17 protein-coding genes are annotated in these 21,079 nt (G+C 71.5%); 12 read left to right on the forward strand and 5 right to left on the reverse strand.

The features are described 5' to 3' along the window. Window positions 1–4 precede the first annotated feature (4 nt). Window positions 5–457 carry a DUF5707 domain-containing protein gene (locus tag ACGFZQ_RS02475; protein ID WP_393838811.1) on the reverse strand — a complete coding sequence of 151 codons (453 nt, stop codon included), beginning with the start codon at window positions 455–457 and terminating at the stop codon, window positions 5–7. 316 nt (window positions 458–773) lie between these two features. Here ACGFZQ_RS02475 and ACGFZQ_RS02480 point away from each other — a divergent pair, with 316 nt between their 5' ends. Beyond that, on the forward strand, window positions 774–2,036 hold the full coding sequence (locus ACGFZQ_RS02480) for a M14 family zinc carboxypeptidase (protein ID WP_393838812.1): 1,263 nt from the start codon (window positions 774–776) through the stop codon (window positions 2,034–2,036). Between the two features lie 80 nt (window positions 2,037–2,116). On the opposite strand, the gene pepN is transcribed toward ACGFZQ_RS02480, so the two are convergent. The 3 genes from pepN to ACGFZQ_RS02495 all read right to left on the reverse strand — a co-directional run bounded on the left by pepN (window position 2,117) and on the right by ACGFZQ_RS02495 (window position 6,755). Continuing rightward, a complete protein-coding gene (gene pepN / locus ACGFZQ_RS02485) occupies window positions 2,117–4,690 on the reverse strand; it encodes an aminopeptidase N (RefSeq protein ID WP_393838813.1) in 2,574 nt (857 codons plus the stop codon). Between the two features lie 100 nt (window positions 4,691–4,790). Then, window positions 4,791–5,579 carry a glucose 1-dehydrogenase gene (locus ACGFZQ_RS02490; protein WP_393838814.1) on the reverse strand — a complete coding sequence of 263 codons (789 nt, stop codon included), beginning with the start codon at window positions 5,577–5,579 and terminating at the stop codon, window positions 4,791–4,793. A gap of 159 nt (window positions 5,580–5,738) precedes the next feature. Further along, the gene (locus ACGFZQ_RS02495; RefSeq protein WP_393838815.1) at window positions 5,739–6,755 is read right to left on the reverse strand and encodes an aspartate-semialdehyde dehydrogenase; all 1,017 of its coding nucleotides are present in this window, start codon (window positions 6,753–6,755) and stop codon (window positions 5,739–5,741) included. A gap of 297 nt (window positions 6,756–7,052) precedes the next feature. On the opposite strand from ACGFZQ_RS02495, the gene ACGFZQ_RS02500 reads away from it, so the two are divergent. The 5 genes from ACGFZQ_RS02500 (at window position 7,053) to ACGFZQ_RS02520 (ending at window position 10,494) form a co-directional block, all read left to right on the forward strand. Then, window positions 7,053–7,580, forward strand: coding sequence for an RNA polymerase sigma factor (locus ACGFZQ_RS02500; RefSeq protein WP_393838816.1), 528 nt, complete (start codon window positions 7,053–7,055; stop codon window positions 7,578–7,580). Window position 7,581: 1 nt separating this feature from the next. Then, window positions 7,582–8,442 carry a hypothetical protein gene (locus tag ACGFZQ_RS02505; RefSeq protein WP_393838817.1) on the forward strand — a complete coding sequence of 287 codons (861 nt, stop codon included), beginning with the start codon at window positions 7,582–7,584 and terminating at the stop codon, window positions 8,440–8,442. 153 nt (window positions 8,443–8,595) lie between these two features. Next, window positions 8,596–9,138, forward strand: a complete 543-nt coding sequence (locus tag ACGFZQ_RS02510) for a hypothetical protein (protein ID WP_393838818.1) — start codon at window positions 8,596–8,598, stop codon at window positions 9,136–9,138. 139 nt (window positions 9,139–9,277) lie between these two features. Next, complete coding sequence (locus ACGFZQ_RS02515; RefSeq protein WP_393838819.1) at window positions 9,278–9,796, forward strand: matrixin family metalloprotease; 519 nt, start codon at window positions 9,278–9,280, stop codon at window positions 9,794–9,796. 71 nt (window positions 9,797–9,867) lie between these two features. Beyond that, on the forward strand, window positions 9,868–10,494 hold the full coding sequence (locus ACGFZQ_RS02520) for a hypothetical protein (protein WP_393838820.1): 627 nt from the start codon (window positions 9,868–9,870) through the stop codon (window positions 10,492–10,494). An 85-nt stretch (window positions 10,495–10,579) separates the two neighbouring features. Here the strand turns inward: ACGFZQ_RS02520 and ACGFZQ_RS02525 are convergent, their stop codons facing one another. Next, entirely contained in the window at window positions 10,580–13,882 is a 3,303-nt protein-coding gene (locus ACGFZQ_RS02525) for a S8 family serine peptidase (RefSeq protein WP_393838821.1), read from the reverse strand. Between the two features lie 239 nt (window positions 13,883–14,121). On the opposite strand from ACGFZQ_RS02525, the gene ACGFZQ_RS02530 reads away from it, so the two are divergent. The 6 genes from ACGFZQ_RS02530 (at window position 14,122) to ACGFZQ_RS02555 (ending at window position 21,044) form a co-directional block, all read left to right on the forward strand. Next, complete coding sequence (locus ACGFZQ_RS02530; RefSeq protein ID WP_351735424.1) at window positions 14,122–14,568, forward strand: NUDIX hydrolase; 447 nt, start codon at window positions 14,122–14,124, stop codon at window positions 14,566–14,568. A gap of 282 nt (window positions 14,569–14,850) precedes the next feature. Next, window positions 14,851–16,629: a TIGR03767 family metallophosphoesterase gene (locus ACGFZQ_RS02535; RefSeq protein WP_393838822.1), complete on the forward strand. Its 1,779-nt coding sequence runs from the start codon at window positions 14,851–14,853 to the stop codon at window positions 16,627–16,629. An 88-nt stretch (window positions 16,630–16,717) separates the two neighbouring features. Then, the gene (locus ACGFZQ_RS02540) at window positions 16,718–17,848 is read left to right on the forward strand and encodes a serine hydrolase domain-containing protein (RefSeq protein ID WP_393838823.1); all 1,131 of its coding nucleotides are present in this window, start codon (window positions 16,718–16,720) and stop codon (window positions 17,846–17,848) included. 117 nt (window positions 17,849–17,965) lie between these two features. Continuing rightward, complete coding sequence (locus tag ACGFZQ_RS02545) at window positions 17,966–18,373, forward strand: YciI family protein (protein ID WP_393838824.1); 408 nt, start codon at window positions 17,966–17,968, stop codon at window positions 18,371–18,373. 8 nt (window positions 18,374–18,381) lie between these two features. Continuing rightward, window positions 18,382–19,530 carry an RNA polymerase sigma factor gene (locus ACGFZQ_RS02550; protein WP_393839225.1) on the forward strand — a complete coding sequence of 383 codons (1,149 nt, stop codon included), beginning with the start codon at window positions 18,382–18,384 and terminating at the stop codon, window positions 19,528–19,530. A gap of 356 nt (window positions 19,531–19,886) precedes the next feature. After that, window positions 19,887–21,044, forward strand: coding sequence for a glycosyltransferase (locus ACGFZQ_RS02555; RefSeq protein ID WP_393838825.1), 1,158 nt, complete (start codon window positions 19,887–19,889; stop codon window positions 21,042–21,044). Window positions 21,045–21,079 lie beyond the last annotated feature (35 nt).

Here is a 21,079-nt window from a genome sequence, read left to right on the forward strand (position 1 = left end):
CGGCTCAGCCGACGGTGAAGTCGGTGACCTCGGTGTCCAGGGTGGTGCGGCCGTCCTCGGCGGTGGCGAGTACGGCGATGTGCCAGGCGCCGTGCGGGGTCGACGCGGCGTCGGCGGTGGACACCACGGCCTTGTACGCGCACCGGGCGGTGTCCGACGTGGCCGGCTCGCAGGTCGCCGACTCCACCTCGGCCATGTCCTTGGCGGTCGGCGGCTTCTCCGCGAACCGGGACTTCTCCGGCCACGCCAGCACCTTCAGGCTCTTCAGCCCGGAGGACGCGGTGACCTCGGTGGAGAAGGCGAGCGAACCGTCCCGGCCGGCGGCGGGCGCGGTGTAGCGGGCGGTGCTGTGCGCGAAGGCGGGCGGCTGGTCCCCCGCGTAGGCGAGGGCGAAGGCCCCGGCGCCGCCGAGGACGACGACACCGGCGGCGATGGACAGAGCGATACGACGGGACATGACGGGTTCTCCGTGACTGTCTGAGTGCCTCGACTGGACGAACCGGCGCTCTGTGCCGCGCCGTTGCGCCGATGCTCGCAACCCACGGGCACCCCGGGCGTGAGCACGAATACTCAACTCCGCCTGGGTGACGGGGAGCAGGGGACCCGGGTGGCACCCTTGACAGTCGCTGCGCCGGGAGTTCCCATGGGGGGCGCTCAACATCCTTACGAGCAAGGAGAGTTGAAATGGCGACCAAGATCGAGATCCGCCCGTTGGACAAGAAGGAGACCACCGGGGACAGCAACTCTCAGGGCGCTTGACCGGAGGGGCCCGCGTGCGGACATCGCTGTCCCGGCGCGCGCTCTACCCGGGCGTCGGCGAACTGGAGCGGGGGGCCCGCACGCTGGTCGCCTTCGCGCCCGGGGTGCTGCGGTTGCGGGCGGCCGGGGAGAGCCGGGCCGGCCGGCCGCTCTGGCTGCTGTCCGCCGGGCACGGGGAGCGGCAGCTCCTGACCGTCGCGGGCGCGCACGCCAACGAACCCGTGGGGGGTGCCTCCGCGCTCCGGCTCGCCCGCCTCCTCGCCCACCGGCCCGAGCTGCTCCGGCGGCTCGACTGCACCTGGCATCTGCTGCTCTGTCTCGACCCGGACGGCGCCCGCCTCGCGCACGGCTGGCAGCCCGAGGAGCCCGCCCCGTCCCTGGAGGAGTGCCACCGGCACTTCTACCGGCCCGAGTTCGCCTGCCAGCCCGAGTCGCCGCCCGCTCCGGGCATCGGACGGGAACCGCTGCCCGAGTCCGCCGCGCTGGTGCGGCTGCTCGACGAGCTGCGTCCGGTGGCCCAGTTCACCCTGCACGGCATCGAGTTCGGCGGCGCCTTCACCATGCAGACCCGTGAGGTCCCCGGCGCCGCCCGCGCGTTCCGGGAGATCGCCGCCCGGCTGCGGATCCCGCTCGACGACCACCCCTGCGACGGCCCGGACTGGCGTCCGGACCCGCCCGGCGTCCTGCGGCTGCCGCCCGCGAGCAGCGGCAGCGAACGCGACCCGAGCGGCTTCGTCGCCGAGAGCACCTGGCTCCACCCGCGGTGCCACGGCACCCTCACCGCCCTCGTCGAGGCACCGGCCTGGGCCGTCCCCGACGTGAGCGACTCCCGGCCCGCCCCCGACCCGGAGCGCGCCGTCGGCCGGGCCTGCGACCTGCTGCTGGCCCGGACCCGGGAGCTCGCCGCGCTGCTGGAGCGGGTCCCGGCCGGTGCCGTACCGCACGATCTGCTGCCCCTGTACACCGCCGCCGGGGAACTGCTGCGGGTCGCGCCGTCGCTGGCCGCCGGCTGGGCCGAGGAGGAACACGCGGGCTCCCGCGGCCACTTCGCGACCCTCGGTGTCTCCGCCCGCCGTATCCCGCTGCGGGTGGCGGCCATGGCGGGCCGGGCGCTGGCCCGCACCGAGCCCGCGACCGCCGACGCGCTCGCGGACCTGGTGCGCGAGTGGTGCCGGGAGCTCGACAAGGCCTGCGAGCCGCGCTGGATCCCGGTGTCCGCGCAGACCGGACTGCATGTGCGCACGATGCTGGACCTCGCCGTACGACTGTGCAGGTGAGGGCTCGCCGCACGACTGCGCGCATGAGGAAGGGGCGCCCGGAGCATCGGCCCCGGGCGCCCCCTTCGTCGTACCGTCGGCTACTCGGCCGCCGCGTCCGCCGCCTGGGCCCGCAGGGCGCGCTCGACGCCCGCGCGGGACTCCGAGACGAGCCGGGCCAGGGCCGCGTTCGGCTGGGCCGCGGCCAGCCAGGTGTCCGTCTTGGTGACGGTCTCCTCGGAGACCTGGAGGGCCGGGTAGAGGCCGATCGCGATCTGCTGGGCGATCTCGTGGGAGCGGGTGTCCCACACCGGCTTCAGGATCTCGAAGTACCGGTCCGTGTACGGCGCCAGCAGCTCACGCTGGTCGGTCTGGACGAAGCCGTTGATCACCGCCTCCTGCACGGCGTTCGGCAGCTTGTCGGACTCGATGACCGACGCCCACGCCTCGGCCTTCGCCTCCTCGGTCGGACGGGCGGCACGGGCGGTGGCCGCGTGGCGCTCGCCGGCGGCCGTCTTGTCCCGCTCGTACTCGGAGGCGATGTCCTCCTCGTCGAAGTGCCCGACCGCCACGAGCCGCTCGACGAACGCCCAGCGCAGCTCGGTGTCGACGACCAGCCCCTCGATCGTCGTCGCGCCGTCCAGCAGGGCGTCCAGCAGGTCCACCTGCTCCGGGGTGCGCGCGGTCGCCGCGAACGCCCGCGCCCAGGCCAGCTGGTGGTCGCTGCCGGGCTCGGCGGCGCGCAGGTGGGCCAGGGTGGCGTCGGTCCAGCGGGTCAGCAGCGCCTCACGGGCGGTCGGGTCGGCGTACACGTCGATCGCCAGCTTCACCTGCCGCTGGAGCGACTGCACGACACCGATGTCCGACTCCTTGCCGATGCCGGACAGCACCAGGGACAGGTAGTCGCGGGTGGCGAGTTCGGCGTCCCGGGTCATGTCCCAGGCCGACGCCCAGCACAGGGCACGGGGCAGCGAGGACTCGAAGTCACCGAGGTGCCCGGTCACGAAGGCGAGGGACTCCTCGTCCAGGCGGACCTTCGCGTACGACAGGTCGTCGTCGTTGAGCAGGAACACCGCCGGACGGCGGCGGCCCGTCAGCTGCGGTACGGCCGTCAGCTCGCCGTCCACGTCCAGCTCGATCCGGTCGGCGCGGACCAGCTTGCCGCTGGTCTCGTCCAGGTCGTACAGGCCGATCGCGATCCGGTGCGGACGCAGGGTGGGCTCGCCCTTGGCGCCGGCCGGCAGCGCCGGGGCCTCCTGGCGGATCGCGAAGGAGGTGATGACACCGCTCGCGTCCGTCTCGACCTCCGGGCGCAGGATGTTGATCCCGGCGGTCTGGAGCCACTTCTTCGACCAGGTGCTCAGGTCACGCCCGGAGGTCTCCTCCAGGGCGCCCAGCAGGTCGGACAGGCGCGTGTTGCCGTACGCGTGGCGCTTGAAGTACGCCTGCACGCCCTTGAAGAACTCGTCCATGCCGACGTAGGCGACGAGCTGCTTCAGGACGGACGCGCCCTTGGCGTAGGTGATGCCGTCGAAGTTGACGAGGACGTCGTCCAGGTCGCGGATCTCGGCCATGATCGGGTGCGTGGAGGGCAGCTGGTCCTGCCGGTACGCCCAGGTCTTCATGGAGTTGGCGAACGTCGTCCACGAGTGCGGCCAGCGCGAGCCGGGCGCGTACGCCTGGCAGGCGATGGAGGTGTAGGTGGCGAACGACTCGTTCAGCCACAGGTCGTTCCACCACTCCATGGTGACCAGGTCGCCGAACCACATGTGGGCCAGCTCGTGCAGGATGGTCTCGGCCCGCGTCTCGTACGCCGCGTCGGTCACCTTGGACCGGAAGACGTACTGGTCGCGGATGGTCACCGCGCCCGCGTTCTCCATCGCGCCCGCGTTGAACTCCGGCACGAACAGCTGGTCGTACTTCTTGAACGGGTACGCGTAGTCGAACTTCTCCTGGAACCAGTCGAAGCCCTGCCGGGTCACCTCGAAGATCGCGTCCGAGTCGAGGAACTCGGCGAGCGAGGGCCGGCAGTAGATGCCGAGCGGCACGCTCTGCCCGTCCTTCTCGTACACGCTGTGCACGGAGTGGTACGGGCCGACGATCAGCGCGGTGATGTACGACGAGATGCGCGGCGTCGGCTCGAAGATCCAGACGTCGTCCTTGGGCTCGGGCGTCGGCGAGTTGGAGATGACGGTCCAGCCGCTCGGTGCCTTCACCGTGAACTGGAAGGTCGCCTTGAGGTCCGGCTGCTCGAAGCTGGCGAAGACCCGGCGGGCGTCCGGCACCTCGAACTGGGTGTAGAGGTAGGCCTGCTCGTCGACCGGGTCGACGAACCGGTGCAGGCCCTCGCCCGTGTTGGTGTACGCGCAGTCGGCCACGACCCGCAGGACGTTACGGCCCGCCAGCAGGCCCGGCAGTGCGATCCGGGAGTCCTCGAAGACCTCGGCCGCGTCGAGCGGGTCGCCGTTGAGGGCGATCTCGTGGACCGCCGGGGCCACCAGGTCGATGAAGGAAGCGGCGCCTGCTTCGGCGACGTCGAAGCGCACCGTGGTCACGGACCGGTAGGTACCGCCCTCCTGCGCGCCGGAGAGGTCGAGATCGATCTCGTACGAGTCAACGGTGAGCAGCTTCGCCCGCTGCTGCGCCTCTTCGCGAGTCAGGTTTGTGCCAGGCACGCGGTCATCTCCTCGTTATGTGTGGGTTGCGCCATCCTTCCACGGCAGCCCGGCCCCCGGCGACGAGGGAAAACCCCAGAGATCGCCCGGAGGGGAGGTGTCAGGCGGCCGTCGTGCCGCCGTCGACCGGCATCGCCGCGCCGGTGACGAAGGAGGAGCGGTCGCTGCACAGCCACAGCGCGGCCTCGGCGACCTCGGCGGGGCCGGCCATCCGCTTCTGAAGCGTCTCGCCCTCGAACCGCTCCCGCAGCTCCGGCATGGTCTCCACGGCCCGGTCCATCATCTCGGTGCGGGTGCTGCCCACCACCAGTGCGTTGACGCGGATGCCGCGCTGCGCGTACTCGGCCGCGGCGGCCCGGGTGAGCCCGAGGACGGCGTGCTTGGCGGCCACGTACGCCGCCGACGCCCCGGTCGCCCGCTGCCCCGCGACACTCGACGTGTTGACGATCGTGCCGCCGCCGGCCCCGAGCATCTCGGGGATCTGGAAGCGCAGGCAGTTCCAGACCCCGCGCACGTTGACGTCCATGGTCTGCTCGTAGACGTCCTGGCCGGTCTCGTGCAGCTCGGTGCCGGCGGTGCCGAACCCGGCGTTGTTGAAGGCGCAGTCCAGGCGGCCGAAGGCGGCGACGGCCGAACGGACGACCCGCTCGACGTCCGCGGCCGAGGCCACGTCCGCCGGCACGGCCAGGGCCCGGCCGCCGCCTGCGGAGATCTCCTCGGCGAGCGCCCGCAGCCGCTCCGCACGCCGCGCCGCCAGCACGACAGCCGCACCCTCCCGGGCGAACAGCCGCGCCGCGGCCGCCCCGATCCCACTGGACGCCCCGGTGATCATGACGACCTTGCCGTCGAGAACGCGTGAGGTGCCGCAGGACGGCTGGGTGGTGGTCATGTTGTGCCAACTCCCGCTTGGTGATGAGCTTCGCTGCGACGCCCCGTAGGGGGCGCGGGGCGGTGCCGATATGCGGCTCCGTCGCGTGGGCGCGACCAGCAGTACGGCGCCGCACCCGCCCGACGGCAGAACGCGGCACCCCCTGAGGCGCCCGGCGGTCTAAGAAGACAGCTCTTCCGCCACCAGCTCCGCGATCTGCACGGCGTTCAGCGCAGCCCCCTTGCGGAGGTTGTCGTTGGAGATGAACAGGGCCAGACCGTGCTCGACCGTCTCGTCACGCCGGATCCGGCCGACGTACGACGGGTCCTGGCCGGCCGCCTGCAACGGCGTCGGGATGTCGGAGAGCTCGACACCCGGCGCGTCCGCGAGCAGCTCGGTCGCGCGCTCGGGGCTGATCGGGCGGGCGAACCGGGCGTTGACCTGGAGGGAGTGGCCGGAGAACACCGGGACCCGGACGCAGGTGCCGGAGACCTTCAGCCCGGGGAGTTCCAGGATCTTGCGGGACTCGTGGCGCAGCTTCTGCTCCTCGTCGGTCTCGTTGAGACCGTCCTCGACGAGGTTGCCTGCGAAGGGGAGGACGTTGAAGGCGATGGGCCGCCTGTAGACCTGCGGCTCGGGGAAGTCGACCGCCGCGCCGTCGTGCGTGAGCTTGTCCGCGTCGGCGGCGACCTTCTGCACCTGCCCGTGCAGCTCCGCGACGCCCGCCAGACCGGAGCCGGACACCGCCTGGTAGGTGGTGGCGACCAGCGCCTCGAGCCCCGCCTCCGCGTCCAGCACCTTCAGGACCGGCATCGCGGCCATCGTGGTGCAGTTCGGGTTGGCGATGATGCCCTTGGGGCGGTCGGCGATCGCGTGCGGGTTGACCTCGGAGACGACCAGCGGGACCTCGGGGTCCTTGCGCCAGGCGGAGGAGTTGTCGATGACGACGGCACCCTGGGCGGCGACCTTCTCCGCGAGCGCCCTGGAGGTGGCCCCGCCCGCCGAGAACAGCACGATGTCCAGGCCGGTGTAGTCGGCGGTCGCCGCGTCCTCCACCGTCACGCCGTCCAGCACGGTCCCGGCGGAGCGGGCCGAGGCGAACAGCCGCAGCTCGGTGACCGGGAAGTCGCGCTCCGTGAGGATCCCGCGCATGACCGTGCCGACCTGACCGGTGGCTCCGACGATTCCGACCCTCACGGTGACTCCCTCTGCATACGTTGACGTGTGTCTGCGGCCTTTCCATCATGCGGCCGACCCGGGTCAGCCTGTCCACTTCTTTGCCCGCCATGCCCGCCGAACGGACCTCCCGGCCCGTGGAACTCCCGCTGGCACCCGCGCTGAGCTGCAGAAATTACCTCTCGGTGGCCCTCGTACCGCAAGCTGTGCTGCGTGGCGCGCCGGTGTGACGTACGCCTCGGAAAGATTTCCCGAAGCCGTCCGAACGTTTCCGGGGGCCGCGGCGTCGTAGGAGAAACGCGGTGAGGGGGGTGGGTTGTGCTGCGCAGAAAGGCCCGCCGGGTCCAGGGGGACCAGCACGGTGATCCGCTGGACGCGGACCAGGAGCGCCGGGTGCGGGCGGTGCTCGCGCTGGGCGGCGTACCGCAGGCGGACCTGCTGGACGGGGTACAGCAGGTCCGCCTGCGGCTGCTGGAGCGGGCCGCGAGCGGCCAGGAGGCACCGCGGGACGTCTCGGCGTGGGCGGCGGTGGTCGCCTCCAACCTCGCCATGGACTGGCACCGCGCCAAGCGCCGTCAGGAACGCATCGGCGAACGGCTGGCCGCCCTCCGCGTCCCCGACCACACCTCCGGCGAGGACACCAGCCTGCTCTCCGTCGCCGTCGCCCGCGGCCTGGACGAACTGCCGGACACCCAGCGCCAGGTCCTCGTCCTGCGCTTCTACGCCGACCTGCCGGTGCGCGGGATAGCCGAGGAACTCGGCATCCCCGAGGGCACGGTCAAGAGCCGGCTGCACACGGCGGTCCGCGCCCTGCGCGCCCGCCTGCACGAGGACGAGGTGGTGTGACATGACCGCCGAGCACGAGGGTGCGGCAGGCGCGAGGGAGTACGCAGGCATGGACGCGCTCATGGCCGCGGTCACCGGCGAACCCTTGCCGGACGAGGCCCACCGGGACGCCGCCTTCCTGGCCGAACACCGGTCGGCCGAGGCCGACGTGGCCGTACTCAAGGAGCAGCTGGCCTGGCTTGCCCGGGCACTGACCGGGGAGGAGCCGGTGCCGGCGGAGGCGGAACCCGCCCCGACCGCCGAGTCCGCCCGGACCACTCAGCCGGGGAAGCGTCCCGGAAACGCCACGCGTCCCGCCGGTCCCGCACATCCCGCCCGTCCTCCGCGTCCGGGCCGGCACCGGGCGCTGCGCATCGCGCTCGGCTCGCTCGCCGGCGCGGCGGCCTTCAGCATGGTCGCCGGGCTCGGCTGGGTGGTGGTGCACTCCGGAGCGGACGACTCCGCGAGCGGATCCAGTGCCGCCGACGCGAAGAGCCAGAGCAGCTCCTCGGCCGAGGGCTCCGGCGGGGGCGGGCGGCCGTCCGACCCGGCGCTGGCCCTCGCCTGCTACGAGCTGGTCGCCGAGGGCACGGTGGCCGCGGTGGATCCGCGGACGCAGTCCCCCCGGACCCGGATCGTGCTGGCCGTGACCCGCTCCTACAAGCCCGCCCACGGCCCGGCCGAGGTCACCGTCCTCCTCGACGACGGCGCCGACCCGGCCCCGCGCAAGGGACAGCACGTGCTCGTCGGGGTCGACCGGGGGCAGCGGGCCGCGAGCCTGTGGGCCGTGGGCGACAGCCGCGTGGCCGCCGAGCGCGCGTGGATCACCGAGGCCCTGCCCGGGGCGCGGAAGACGGCCTGCCCCTCCGGCGACGGGTCCTGAACCGGGGGACGTGATGCGTCCGGGCCGGAAAGGGCCCGGAAAGGGCCCGGAAAGGGCACGGACGCACCGAACCTTTTGCGGTGCCGCTGCGTCTCAGGACCGATCCTGCGCACAGGCAGGTGTACCGGGAAGTCGGACGGCGAAGGGGACACCATGACGTTACGGCAGAAGAACGAGTCCACGGAGCAGGGCGCCTCGCGGCGGCGCCGGTGGCTGCCGGTCGCCCTGGCGGCGGTGCTGGTGCTCGGCGGAGTCGCGGGCACGGAGTACGCGCTGTCCGAGCAGGGGCACGCGGACGTCGACGCCGGCGAAGCGGGCAGCCTGAGCGCCGAGGGGCTGGTGGCCTGTGCCTCGGCGGTCGCCGAGGGCCGGGTGGCCGAGGCGGGCCCCGCCGGGTCCGAGTCGGCCACCCGGGTCGTCCTGAACGTGGACCGCGCCTACAAGCCGGCCGGCTCGGACACCCGTCGGCTGGTCTTCGTCACCCCGGAGCCGGATGCCGAGCGGTACTACCGGGTGGGTGCCCGGATGCTGGTGCTGGTGCCTTCCCGGGAGGGCGAGGCGCCGTCCGCCTACCGCCACGGGGACGCCCCGCCGGAGGGAGCGGGCGACGCGCTGGAGTGGGCGCGCGCCTGGGTGAAAAAGGCGATTCCGCAGTCCGAGCGATTGGAATGCGCCGAAAGCGAAGGCGTCGGCTAGAGCGTTCTGCACATTCGGATATGTTTATTCCGTTTGGCTGGATGTTTACTTACCCTTGACTGGATAATTACTTTCGTGACGTGATCCGTCTCGGTCATGATCCCTGCGTCGGTAAGAGTTCAACCAGCTCGGGGGTACGATGAAATCTGTCCGAAGAAAAATCGCCGCCTTTTTCGTCCCGGCCGCGGTGCTGTCCCTTTTCTTTACGGCCGCCACGCCGGCTTCCGCGCATTTCCTGGGGAATGACTCCGTCGACGGCCGGGAAATCCGGTGGGAGGACGAGACCCGGTACGACGACGCGCGGAAGCACGCCATCAACGCCTGGGACAACAGCTCTCTCAACCGGATCAACATCGCGCCGGACGCCTGGAACACCGTCGCCGACCTGGAGTGGCGCGACTCCAACCGCTCCGACGTCACCTGGGACGGACTGTGGAAGGGCCGCACCGGCGCGGACGCCATCTACCTGAACGTCCGCTACCTCAAGGACTACGGGACGACGAAGCGCCGCGGCGTGGCGACCCACGAGCTGGGCCACGCCCTCGGCCTCGGACACAGCTACCGCGGCCAGATCATGGTCAGCAACACGCCCGACCGCGGCTCACTCACCACGCCGCAGTCGCACGACAAGGCCGACTACCACGCGCTCTGGGGGTAAGCAGAATGGTATTCAACGGTTCCACGTCCAGATTGCGTAAGAGTGCTGTTATCACTGCGGTCGGCCTGGCGGTGGCCACTGTGGCCGCCTGGGGCGGCTTCCAGGCATCCGCCGATGACCGGCCTGAATTCAGTGTGCAGTACGCACATGCCAGCACCATCGGGGATTTCAGCGAGGACGACAAGCTCGTCGGTTTCGCCGACTTCGTATTCCACGGCACGGTGGTGACCAAAAAGGGAACCACCGAAATCGACGGCATGCCGGAGACCCAGTGGGCCGTCAAGGTGAACGAGGTGTACGAGGGCACCTTGCAGGCCGGTTCCACCACGGTGGTGAACCAGACAGGCGGCTACGACGCCGACACCAACAGCCTCACGCTGATGGAGGGCGACCTGCCCCTGGAGATCGGCGAGAGCTATGTCTTCTCCACCCACAGCATGAGCGACCGCTCCTGGTTCACGATGGTGCCGGTCTACGGCGCGCAGCCCGTCGGCAGCACCACACAGCCGTTCCCGACGGCGGAGGACATGGACGGCGACGGTCAGTCGACGGTCGCCGACCACTGGAAGCAGATGGTGCGCGACCAGGTCGCGCCCGACATCGGCGTCGGCGAGGGCCCGGAGCCGACGGACGAGCCCACCGAGCAGCCGTCCGACGTGCCGACCGGCGACCCGGAGCCCACGGACCCGGCCGAGTGACCCTCGGCCACTGATCCGGGGCTCGGCGCACGAAGAGGGGCGGGTGTCCACCAGGACACCCGCCCCTCCCATGCGCGTCACCCCGTTACGGCGTGACCTTCTCGATCTTCACGCTGCCGGTGCCCGCGACCGTGCCGCGTGCGTTGACCAGCTGGACCCGGCCGAAGAACTCGCGTCCCTCGGGGGCCGCCGTGACCGCCGTGACCTGGCCGGTCACCGTGGCCGAGGCGCCGGTGCCGAGCTTGACCGGGGTCGACTCGTCGACCGTGACCGTGCCGAGCGCGGCGGAGAAGAACACGTCCCGGTAGTCGTAGTCGGTGGCGCCCGACGGCACCGAGTAGCCGGTGACCTCGACGGTGTAGGTGCCGGCGGCCGGCTTGGCGATGGACACCGCCTCCTCCGAGTCGCCGTCGGCGGACAGGCCGACCTGCGTGCCGGACGCGTCGTACACCGCCAGGTCGAGGTCGGCGGCGGTGTCGGAGACGCCGCCGATCGCCACGTCCAGCGACTGCGCACCCGCCGGCACGGTCACCGTGGTGGTCTGGACCTCGCCCTCCTTGATCGAGGGGCGGGCCGTCTTCGAGGAGCCGAGCGGACCGCCGACCAGCTTGCCGTCGAGCGCGGCGAACTTGTTCGTCACCTTCCAGGAGGCGCCGACCGGGACGCCGGCCTTGGCCTCGGGCACGGTCACGGTCTCCGGGTCGAAGGCCGCGCCGAGCACGGTGACGCCCAGCTTGTAGGGGTTGTCGAGCAGCGGGGAGGTGCGGCGCGACTCGACCTCGATCTCCCAGACCCCGGCCTGCGGGTCGGCGTACGAACGGACGTCCGGCTTGCAGCCGTTGCCGTTCAGGTAGTTGTTGTAGCAGTACGGGGTACCGGACTCGTCGACCGCGACGCCGTACGGGTGGATGGCGATGAACCGTGTCTGGCTCTTGTCGGCGAGCCCGCTCATCGCGACCTCGAGGGAGGTGGCGCCCTCGGGCACGGTCACGAAGTACGACGTGGAGCTGTTGCGCTGCACCGAACCCGCGGTGGAGTAGGTGTAGTCGACCGGGGTGGAGACCACGACCGTCGTCAGGATCTGCTTGTCGACGCCCTCGGTCCTCGGGTCGTCGACCTCGAGGATCGCGGACTTGACGCCCGCGCTCTTCGGCTTCGCCTGCACCTTGACCGTCACCGGCTGGTTCAGTGGCAGCTCGACCTCGTCCGAGCCGAGGATCTTGAAGGTGTGCCCGGCGTTGTTCTCGAAGTGCAGCTCGTGCCGGATCGCCTTGTCCGCACCGGAGGTCCGGACGATCGTGACGTCGTACGTCTTCTTCTGCCCGGCCTTGAGACCGCCTTCACGGTCGTACAGCCCGGTGCCGTAGCCCGGGGTCTTCAGCGCGTAGTCGATCGCGGTGTCGACGGGGGCCTTGACCGAGTAGTCGTGCGCGGTGGCGTGGTCGCGGATGGACTCCCAGGCGTCCACGATGTTGATGCGGCCCGCGCCCTCCTCGTACGCCTGCACGTCCTTGATGTGGTCGGCGGTCGAGGTGAGGGCGGTGCGCAGGTCGGCGGGGGACAGGGCGATGCCCTTCTCCTTGGCCGCCGACAGGAGCAGGGCCGAGGCGCCCGCCGCCTGCGGGGACGCCATCGAGGTGCCCTGGAGCATGGAGTAGCCGGCCGGCAGCGAGTAGCCCGCCTCGGCGACCGGGGAGCCCGGCAGCCAGGTCTGGGTGGTGTTGATCGCGGCGCCCGGAGCGACCAGGGTCGGCGTGAAGCCGCCGTCCTCGCGCGGGCCGCGCGAGGAGAAGGGGAGCAGCTGGTACTTGGTCGTCACCTGGGAGCCGTAGTTGGCGGCCCAGGTCTCCTTGGAGATGGCCGCGCCGACCGAGATCACCTTGTCGGCGAGTCCGGGGTCGCCGATGGTGTTGACGCCGGGGCCCTCGTTGCCGGCGGAGATGACCAGCTGCACGCCGTAGGTGTCGATGAGCCGCGTGTACAGCTCCGCACGGGCGTTGTTGCCGTCGTTCAGCGCCGGGAGGCCGCCGATCGACATGTTGACGATGTCGACGCCCCGGTTGGCGACCAGGTCGATCATGCCCTCGGTGAGGGCGACGTTGGTGCAGCCGCCGCTCCAGGTGCAGGCCCGGGAGGAGACGATCTTCGCGCCGGGAGCCGCGCCGTTCATCTTCCCGCCGAACAGGCCGTTGGCGGCGGTGATGCCGGCGACGTGGGTGCCGTGCTCGGACTCGATGACGCCGATGTTGACGTAGTCGGCCTTGGCGCCGGACGCGTTGTAGACGACGTCCTTGCGGATCTCGACGACGAACGGGATGCGCTCGACGACGTCCGTGGCCGGGTCGTCCGTGCCGAAGTAGCCGATCTGGTAGCCGTCCTTGTACGGCTTCATCGGCACGTCGTCGGTGAAGTCCAGGTCGTCGTCGGTGTCGACGCGCACGGTGCCGGCGGCCGGGTCGTACAGCACACCCCAGGCGTCGGTGGTGTCGCCGTCGCGGTTCAGGTCGCCCTTCATGTCGCCACCGGTGGTGGCGGACTCGTACATGTAGTTGAACCGGTACGAGCCCTCGGGCGCCTTGAACGTCTCCGTGCCCTGGGTGGGCGTGGTGATGGAGAACGCCGGGCCCGAGGCCGGGGCGGTCATCCGCCGCCAGGTGCCGTCGCCGTCGTTGACCGGGTCGGTCGAGGTCACCCAGTCGACGATCTTCCGCTCGCCCGTGGTGGTCTTCTGCAGTGCGGGATGGCCGAGGTCGACGCCGGAGTCCAGGATGCCGATGGTGATGCCCCGGCCGTCCGCCTTCGGGTGCTCCTTGACGAAGTCGACGGCGCCCGTCTCGAAGGAGGGGTTGTAGGGGTTCTCGGCGGGGGTGTTCTTGTCCGGCGCCGGGTAGGTCTTCGCGGCCTTGGGCGACTTGGCGGTGTCCGACACCACCGGGTCGTCGAGCTGGATCTCCTGGCGCAGGTCGATCGCGTGCACCGAGGACAGCTTCGCGGCGGCGGCGATCGCCGAGTCCGCCCGGCCGGTCGGGACGGTGGCGCGGACATAGCCGAGCTTGTCGTACGTACGGCCCACCGAGCCGCCCTTGACGCCGTCCAGCTCCTGGGCGACCTGTTCGGTCTGCCCCGGCGCGGTCGCGATCATCATGGTGACGTTCTTGGTGCCGTCGGCCTTGGCCTCGGCGAGCAGTTCGGCGTCGTCCGAACCGAGCTTGTCGTGGGCCGACTTGGCCTCCGCGGTGGCGGTGGCGGCGGCCGGGGACGAGGTCGCGGCGGCGGCCAGGGGTATCGGCCCGGCGGCCGAGAGCGCGGCCACCACACCGACGGCGACGGCTATCCGGCCCAGACGTCTGTGGCCCGGTATCGGGTCGTGCTGGGGGGCGAGGGTCATCTGCATCCCTTGTAGGTAAAGGAACGAGCATGGGACGCCCGGAACTTGGTCAAGTACCGGCGCATTGGCGCACAGCTTTCCCCAAGAAAACGGTCTTTTGAGAACGTTGACCGAATCGATATGAACGTATGGGGAAAACCCCCGGTCACTCCTTGGTCGACCCGTGGTCCTGTGGCGGAAACCCGGTGGCCTGGCGCGCCCCGGCGCCCTACCGTGCCCCTGTGCGCGAGAAGCTGAGGGTGGCGGCCTACGCCGTGTGCGTCCGCGACGGACAGATCCTGCTGGCCCGGTCACCCGACGACGACGGCATACCCGAATGGGTCCTGCCCGGCGGCGGCATGGAGCACGGCGAGGACCCGTACGACACGGTCCGCCGCGAGCTCATGGAGGAGACCGGCTACCGCATCGAGGTGACCGGACTGCTGGGCATCGACTCCTACCGGCACCACTTCGCCGCCGAGGGCCCGCTGCGCCTCCCCACCGACCACCACAGCGTGCGGATCGTCTACACCGGTGAGATCGTCGGCGGCGAACTGCGCAACGAGATCGGCGGCTCCACCGACATGGCCGCCTGGCAGGACCTGGACGCCGTACCGGCCCTCCGGCGCGTCCCGCTGATCGATATCGCCCTGCGGCTGTGGCGGGAGCGGCCGGCGGCGGGGCGGTTCGCCGAAGAGCGGTCGTAGCGGGTCGCAGGAGCCGTAGCGGTCGTAGCGGTCGTAAGCGCCGGAGACCCTCCCCTACCCCGGCAGATGAACGCGGAGTAGCCGTCCCCCGGCCGCCCGCAATCCGCTCCATGACCGGTCCCCACCTCACCTGATCCACGTACGGTGATCGGCGCTGCGCGTTGCCGCCGCGTTCACGCGCAGGCCATCCCCGGTGCCAACGATCCAGAGTGAGCGGGAAGTTCGCTGATGCGATCGCCCGCGACCACTGTCGGACGCGTTCGTACTCGGGGAGACCGCGCCATGTCGCGCATACGCTCAGTCGCCACCTCCGCGGCCCGGAAGGGCCGCGAGGCACTGGAGATCAACCGCCGTACCGTGCTCGCCGCCGCCGGAGCCGTCTCGCTCTCCGCGGGCGTCGGATACGCCCTGCGCCCCACCGACAGCCAGGCCGCGCCCGTCGCGACCGAGGAGCAGGAACCGGTCGCCGAGGGCCGCAGGGCCGCCGCGGCCCCCCTCGCGCCGTACACCAAGGGCACCACCCTCGCCTCCGTCGCCGCGCCCCGCACCGGTTCCGGGTACCGGCGGCTCGGCGACGGCGCCGGCTGGTCACGCATGCTCCGCTCCGACCTGGCCGCCGCCAAGTCCGGCCGGGCCGGCCGCCGCACCGCCCTCGCCGCGTTCGTGCAGTTCACCGACCTGCACCTGATGGACGTCCAGCACCCGCTGCGCCTCGAATACCTGCGCGCCCACGACCCGCACGCCTGGCGCCCCCACGAGGCGCTCACCGTGCCCGGCGCCATCTCCCTCGTCGAGCGCGTGAACGCGCTGCGCGGCGCCCCGGTCACCGGCTCCCCGCTGCACTTCGTGATGACGACCGGCGACAACACCGACAACAACGCCCACTCCGAGCTGGAGTGGTTCATGAAGGTGATGAGCGGCGGCCGGATCACCCCCAACAGCGGTGACCCCAAGCACTACGAGGGCGTGCAGAACAGCGGCCTCAAGCTGTACTGGCAGGCCTCCGCCACGGTCCGCGACAACGACAAGGCGCTCGGCTTCCCGCACCTCGCCGGCTTCCTCGCCGCCGCGATCCGAGAGGTGAACAGCCCCGGCCTCAACCTCCCCTGGTACTCCACCGTCGGCAACCACGACGCCCTGCCGCTCGGCTGCTTCGGCTCCCACGCCGACCCCTACCTCGCCGCGGCCGCGGTCGCCGGCAAGAAGCTGATGACGGTGACCGACGCCGAGGCCAGGAAGCTCCAGGACTCCATCCGCACGGCCCAGGACCCCAAGGGCAGCGGCTACCGCGACTTCCTCAAGGCCCACGCCCGTTCGGCGCGCTCGGTCACCGCGGACGAGAAGCGCGCCCCGTACACGGCCGCGGACTACCTCAAGGCCCACCTGGACCCGGCCTACCAGGGCGTCGGCCCGGCCGGCCACGGCTACTCGAGCGCCAACGTGGCCGCGGGCACCCAGTACTACGCCTTCCGTATCTCCGACGACGTCATCGGCATCAGCCTGGACACGACGGACGCCGGCGGCCACTACGACGGATCGATCGGAACGGCCCAACTGGCCTGGCTGGAGAAGACCCTGCGGGAGAACAAGGACTCCTACGCGGTCGTCTTCAGCCACCACACCAGCCAGACGATGACCAACACCCGCCCCGACCCGGCCCGCCCGGGCGACCGCCGCCACTCGGGCGCCGAGCTGGTCACCCTCCTCAACCGCCACGCCCATGTGCTGGCCTGGGTGAACGGCCACATCCACCGCAACCTCATCACCCCGCACAAGGCCTCGAACGGCAACTCCTTCTGGGAGATCACCACCGCCTCGCACGTCGACTACCCCCAGCTCGCCCGGGTCGTGGAGCTGGCGGACAACAAGGACGGCACGGTCTCGCTCTTCACCACGCTGATCGAGTCGGCGGCCCCGCACCGCACGGACTTCTCCGACCTCTCCCAGACCGGCCTCGCGGCCCTCTACCGCGAACTGGCCTTCAACGCCCCCGGTTCCAGCAAGGTCCTGGGCGGCAACGCCGTGGACCGGAACACCGAGCTGGTCCTGAAGAAGGGCTGAAACTCACCCGTTCGGCCCACAGCCGGGCAACCTCCCCGATCACGACGGTGTCCCTTCCCCCGACCGGTGACCCGACTGGGGGAGAGACATGTTCCTACGTACGACACTGATGGCGGCCACGGCGGCGGCCCTGTCCGCGGTACTGGCGGCACCGGCGGTGGCGGCACCCGCCGCCGGCCACCAGGCCACCCGCAAGGCCGTGCGGGCCGCGGTCGAGGCAGGTGTACCCGGGGTGACGGCCACGGCCCGTGACCCGCACGGCACCTGGTCGACGACGGCCGGGGTGGGCGACACCCGGACCGGCGCCCCGCGCTCCGCCGCCGACCGCTACCGGGTCGGCAGCATCACGAAGACCTTCGTCTCCACCGTGCTGCTCCAACTGGAGGCGGAGGGCCGCCTGTCCCTGGACGACAAGGTGGACAAGTGGCTGCCGGGAGTGGTGACCGGCCACGGCAACGACGGCCGCCTCGTCACCGTCCGCCAGCTCCTCAACCACACCAGCGGCATCTTCAACTACACGGCGGACGACGACTTCGGCCGCACGTACTTCACGAAGGACGGCTTCTTCCAGCACCGCTACGACACGCTGACGCCCACCGGACTGGTCGCGGTCGCGATGAAGCACAAGCCGGCCTTCGCGCCGGGCACGAGCTGGGCCTACTCCAACACGAACTACATCCTGGCCGGCCTGGTGATCAAGGCGGTGACGGGACGCTCGTACGCCGAGGAGATCACGGACCGGGTGATCCGGCCCCTCCACCTCACCGGCACGTCCCTCCCAGGCACCCGCACCACCCTCCCGCACCCGAGCAGCCGCGCCTACTCGAAACTGACCGACCCGGCCGGCCCGACCTACGACGTCACCGCCCTCAACCCCTCCATGGCCTCCTCCGCCGGCGAGCTGATCTCCACCGGCGCCGACCTGACCCGCTTCTACGAGGCCCTGCTCCGCGGGAAGCTCCTCGCCCCGCACCAGCTGAAGGAGATGAAGACCACGGTCCCCGTCCCCGGCGCCCCCGACAGCGCCTACGGCCTCGGCCTGATCGACCACACCCTCTCCTGCGGCGTCCACGTCTGGGGCCACGACGGCGGTATCCACGGCTCCGCCTCCACGGCGGTCACCACCGCCGACGGCCGCCACGCCCTGGCCGTGAACTTCAACGGCGACTGGACGGGCGACCCGGGCGCGGTCCTCGACGCGGAGTTCTGCGGGGGCTGAGCGACTTCCGCGGGCGCCCGGAAGAAATCCGGCGGCGATGTCGAGAACGCGCGGCCGGCTCCGTCCCAGGGGTGAGCGCGGCCACAATGGGTCGCACGAGCACTGAGGAGAACCATCATGGCCAAGTACCTGCTGCTCAAGCACTACCGGGGCGCCCCGGCCGCGGTCAACGACGTACCCATGGACCAGTGGGCGCCCGAGGAGATCACGGCGCACATCCGGTACATGAACGACTTCGCGGCCCGGCTGGAGAAGACCGGCGAGTACGTCGGCGAGCAGGCACTCGCCCCCGAGGGGATGTGGGTCCGCTACGACGGTGAGGGGCGTCCGCCGGTCACCGACGGACCGTTCGCGGAGACCAAGGACCTCATCGCCGGCTGGATGATCATCGACGTCGACAGCCACGAGCGTGCCGTCGAGCTGGCGGGGGAGTTGTCGGCCGCCCCCGGGGCCGGGGGCAGGCCGATCCACGAGTGGCTGGAGCTGCGCCCGTTCTACGGCGTGCCGCCCACGGTCACGGAATGACCTCGGAGGTGAACGAGGCTCTGCTGCGGAGCCTCACACCGAGCGTGCTCGGGATCCTCGTCCGCCGCGGAGCCGATTTCGCGGCGGCCGAGGACGCCGTCCAGGACGCGCTCGTCGAGGCGGTCCGCGGGTGGCCCGCCGACCCGCCGCGCGATGCGAAGGGCTGGCTGGTCACCGTGGCCTGGCGCAGGTTCCTCGACGCGACCCGGGCGGACACCGCCCGCCGCCGGCGCGAGGACCTCGTCGACGACGAGCCGGCCCCCGGGCCGGTGCCCGCGCTGGACGACACGCTCCAGCTCTACTTCCTGTGTGCCCACCCGTCCCTCACCCCGTCCTCCGCGGTCGCGCTCACCCTCCGCGCCGTCGGCGGACTCACCACCCGGCAGATCGCCCAGGCCTACCTGGTGCCCGAGGCGACCATGGCGCAGCGCATCAGCCGGGCCAAGCGCACCGTCTCCGGGGTGCGGTTCGACCAGGCCGGCGACGTCGCCACCGTGCTGCGCGTCCTCTACCTCGTCTTCAACGAGGGCTACTCCGGCGACGTCGACCTCGCCACCGAGGCCGTCCGGCTCACCCGGCAGCTCGCGGCCCGGGTCGACCACCCCGAGGTGGCCGGGCTGCTCGCCCTCATGCTGCTCCACCTCGCCCGGCGCGCCGCCCGCACCGCGCCCGACGGCAGCCTGGTGCCGCTCGCCGAGCAGGACCGGAGCCGCTGGGACACCCGCCTGATCGCGGAGGGCGTCGGGATCCTCCAGGCGGCCCTCGCCCGCGACCGCCTCGGCGAGTTCCAGGCCCAGGCGGCGATCGCCGCCCTGCACGCGGACGCGCCCGCCGCCGAGGAGACCGACTGGGTGCAGATCGTCGAGTGGTACGACGAGCTCGCCCGCCTGACCGACAGCCCGGTGGTCCGGCTCAACCGCGCGGTCGCCGTGGGTGAGGCCGACGGACCCCGGGCCGGCCTGGCCGCGCTCGCGGCGCTCGACCCCGCCCTGCCCCGGCACACCGCGGCCGAGGCCTACCTCCGCGAACGCGACGGCGACCCGGTGACCGCGGCACGGCTGTACGCCGAGGCGGCCCGGAAGGCGACCGACCTCGCCGAACGCGACCATCTGAACCGGCAGGCCGCCCGGCTCAACGCCCGCGGCGGCCGTCGCTGACACCGTCGTACGTTCGGGTGTCGCGCTTGCCGATTTTTTGCCGTCGGCCGGGTCGGTCCCGCACCTCCCGCCGCCTCGGCAAGGCCCCGTAAAACCGCAGGTCAGAGGGGTGACAACGAGGGTCTTCGGAGGATGCCCAGGGTGAGGGTCCCGGTACTCGCCGTGTAAATGAATCGGACTCCGATACGAGACATACCGTTCATCCGAATGAAACGTCCGTACCGCCTCATATCGGCTAACCCGAGGTTCCCGGGGATGGCTCGAACTGGTGCAAGGCAGGTGGTCGTGTGGACGCTCGGCTCGGACTTCGTGTCCTCTCGGTCTACGAGGGGTTTTTCTCCGGGGGAGCCCGGATCGTGCACAGTGATGTGCTGCTGGGCCTGGTAGAAGGCGGCCAGCAGTGGCATCGGGTGCTGAGTCTGCACGGTGAGGTCCACCGGGAAGCCACCACACAACGGATGGAGGACGACGCCTGCTACCGCGCGCTCACCGCCGGTGGCATCGACGTCACCTCCCTCGGCCGCACCGCGGGCCTCGTCGACGGCACGGTCGCGGCGTCGGTTTTCAGCGGGCCCGAGCTGGCCGATACCGCGCGGGCCATGGCCGGTGCGGACGTCATCCTCTCCCTGAAGGAACAGCCGCTCGCCCTCCTCAACCAGGCCGGGCTGCCCCGTCGCCCCGTCGTCGTCTGCCTGCACCGGTCCGACCCGGAGAACCAGGGCCCGGCGCTGGACGAGCTGAAGACCGCCATCGCGGAGGGCAAGGTCGTGGCGTGCGTGTGCTGCGCCGAGTCGACACGGGACGCGTACGAGGCGGCGGGCATCCCGGGTGAGCTGCTGCACGTCATCCCGAACGGGGTCGATCTGCTCCGCTTCCGCCCGGACGCGGCGGTGCGCCTCGCGTTCCGCGAGTCCGCCGGGATCCCGGCCACCGCCCCCGTCGTCGTCTTCGCCGCCCGGTACGCCGGCATGAAGAACGTGCCGCTCTTCCTGCGGGCGGCCCGCGCCTGGCTGGCCCGCGAGGGCGGTGGCCACGTGGTCATGTGCGGTGCCGGGATGACCGAGGACAACCCGGCCCTGTGGGCCGACATGGAGGTCGCCTTCGGCGCCGACCGGGCCGCCCTCGGCGACCGCGTGCACCTTCTCGGCGTACGGCACGACATGGAGGCCGTCTACGCCGGCTCCGACGTCGTCGCCCTCACCTCCGTCTCCGGGGAGGCGGCGCCGCTCTGCCTCATCGAGGGCATGATGTGCGGCGCCGTACCGGTCACGACGGACGTCGGCGACAGCGCGTCGATCGTCGAGGGGCACGGTCTTGTGACGCCCTTCGACCCCGACGCGATCGCCTTCGCGTGGTCGGCGGCGGTGGCCGAACGGGACGCCTTCGCGCCGGCGCTGCTCGCGAGCCGCGAGAAGTTCAGCCGTACGCGGATGATCGCCGCGTACGCCGACCTGCTCGCCCGTATCGCCGGCGACGTACGCGACGAGCTGCGCCCGGGCGTCAGCGGGCAGTAGGAGGGCGGGACCGCCGGGGCTCTCGGAGTCCCGGC

The organism is Streptomyces sp. NPDC048254 (assembly GCF_043201895.1).
In the GTDB taxonomy this organism is placed as follows: Bacteria; Actinomycetota; Actinomycetes; order Streptomycetales; family Streptomycetaceae; genus Streptomyces.

Excerpts from the sequence above, each read along its gene's own strand:
- ACGFZQ_RS02475 (WP_393838811.1), bottom strand. The coding sequence starts at position 457 with ATGTCCCGTCGTATCGCTCTGTCCATCGCCGCCGGTGTCGTCGTCCTC.
- ACGFZQ_RS02490 (WP_393838814.1), bottom strand. The coding sequence starts at position 5,579 with ATGACCACCACCCAGCCGTCCTGCGGCACCTCACGCGTTCTCGACGGC.
- ACGFZQ_RS02505 (WP_393838817.1), top strand. The coding sequence starts at position 7,582 with ATGACCGCCGAGCACGAGGGTGCGGCAGGCGCGAGGGAGTACGCAGGC.
- ACGFZQ_RS02510 (WP_393838818.1), top strand. The coding sequence starts at position 8,596 with ATGACGTTACGGCAGAAGAACGAGTCCACGGAGCAGGGCGCCTCGCGG.
- ACGFZQ_RS02515 (WP_393838819.1), top strand. The coding sequence starts at position 9,278 with ATGAAATCTGTCCGAAGAAAAATCGCCGCCTTTTTCGTCCCGGCCGCG.
- ACGFZQ_RS02525 (WP_393838821.1), bottom strand. The coding sequence starts at position 13,882 with ATGACCCTCGCCCCCCAGCACGACCCGATACCGGGCCACAGACGTCTG.
- ACGFZQ_RS02535 (WP_393838822.1), top strand. The coding sequence starts at position 14,851 with ATGTCGCGCATACGCTCAGTCGCCACCTCCGCGGCCCGGAAGGGCCGC.
- ACGFZQ_RS02540 (WP_393838823.1), top strand. The coding sequence starts at position 16,718 with ATGTTCCTACGTACGACACTGATGGCGGCCACGGCGGCGGCCCTGTCC.
- ACGFZQ_RS02545 (WP_393838824.1), top strand. The coding sequence starts at position 17,966 with ATGGCCAAGTACCTGCTGCTCAAGCACTACCGGGGCGCCCCGGCCGCG.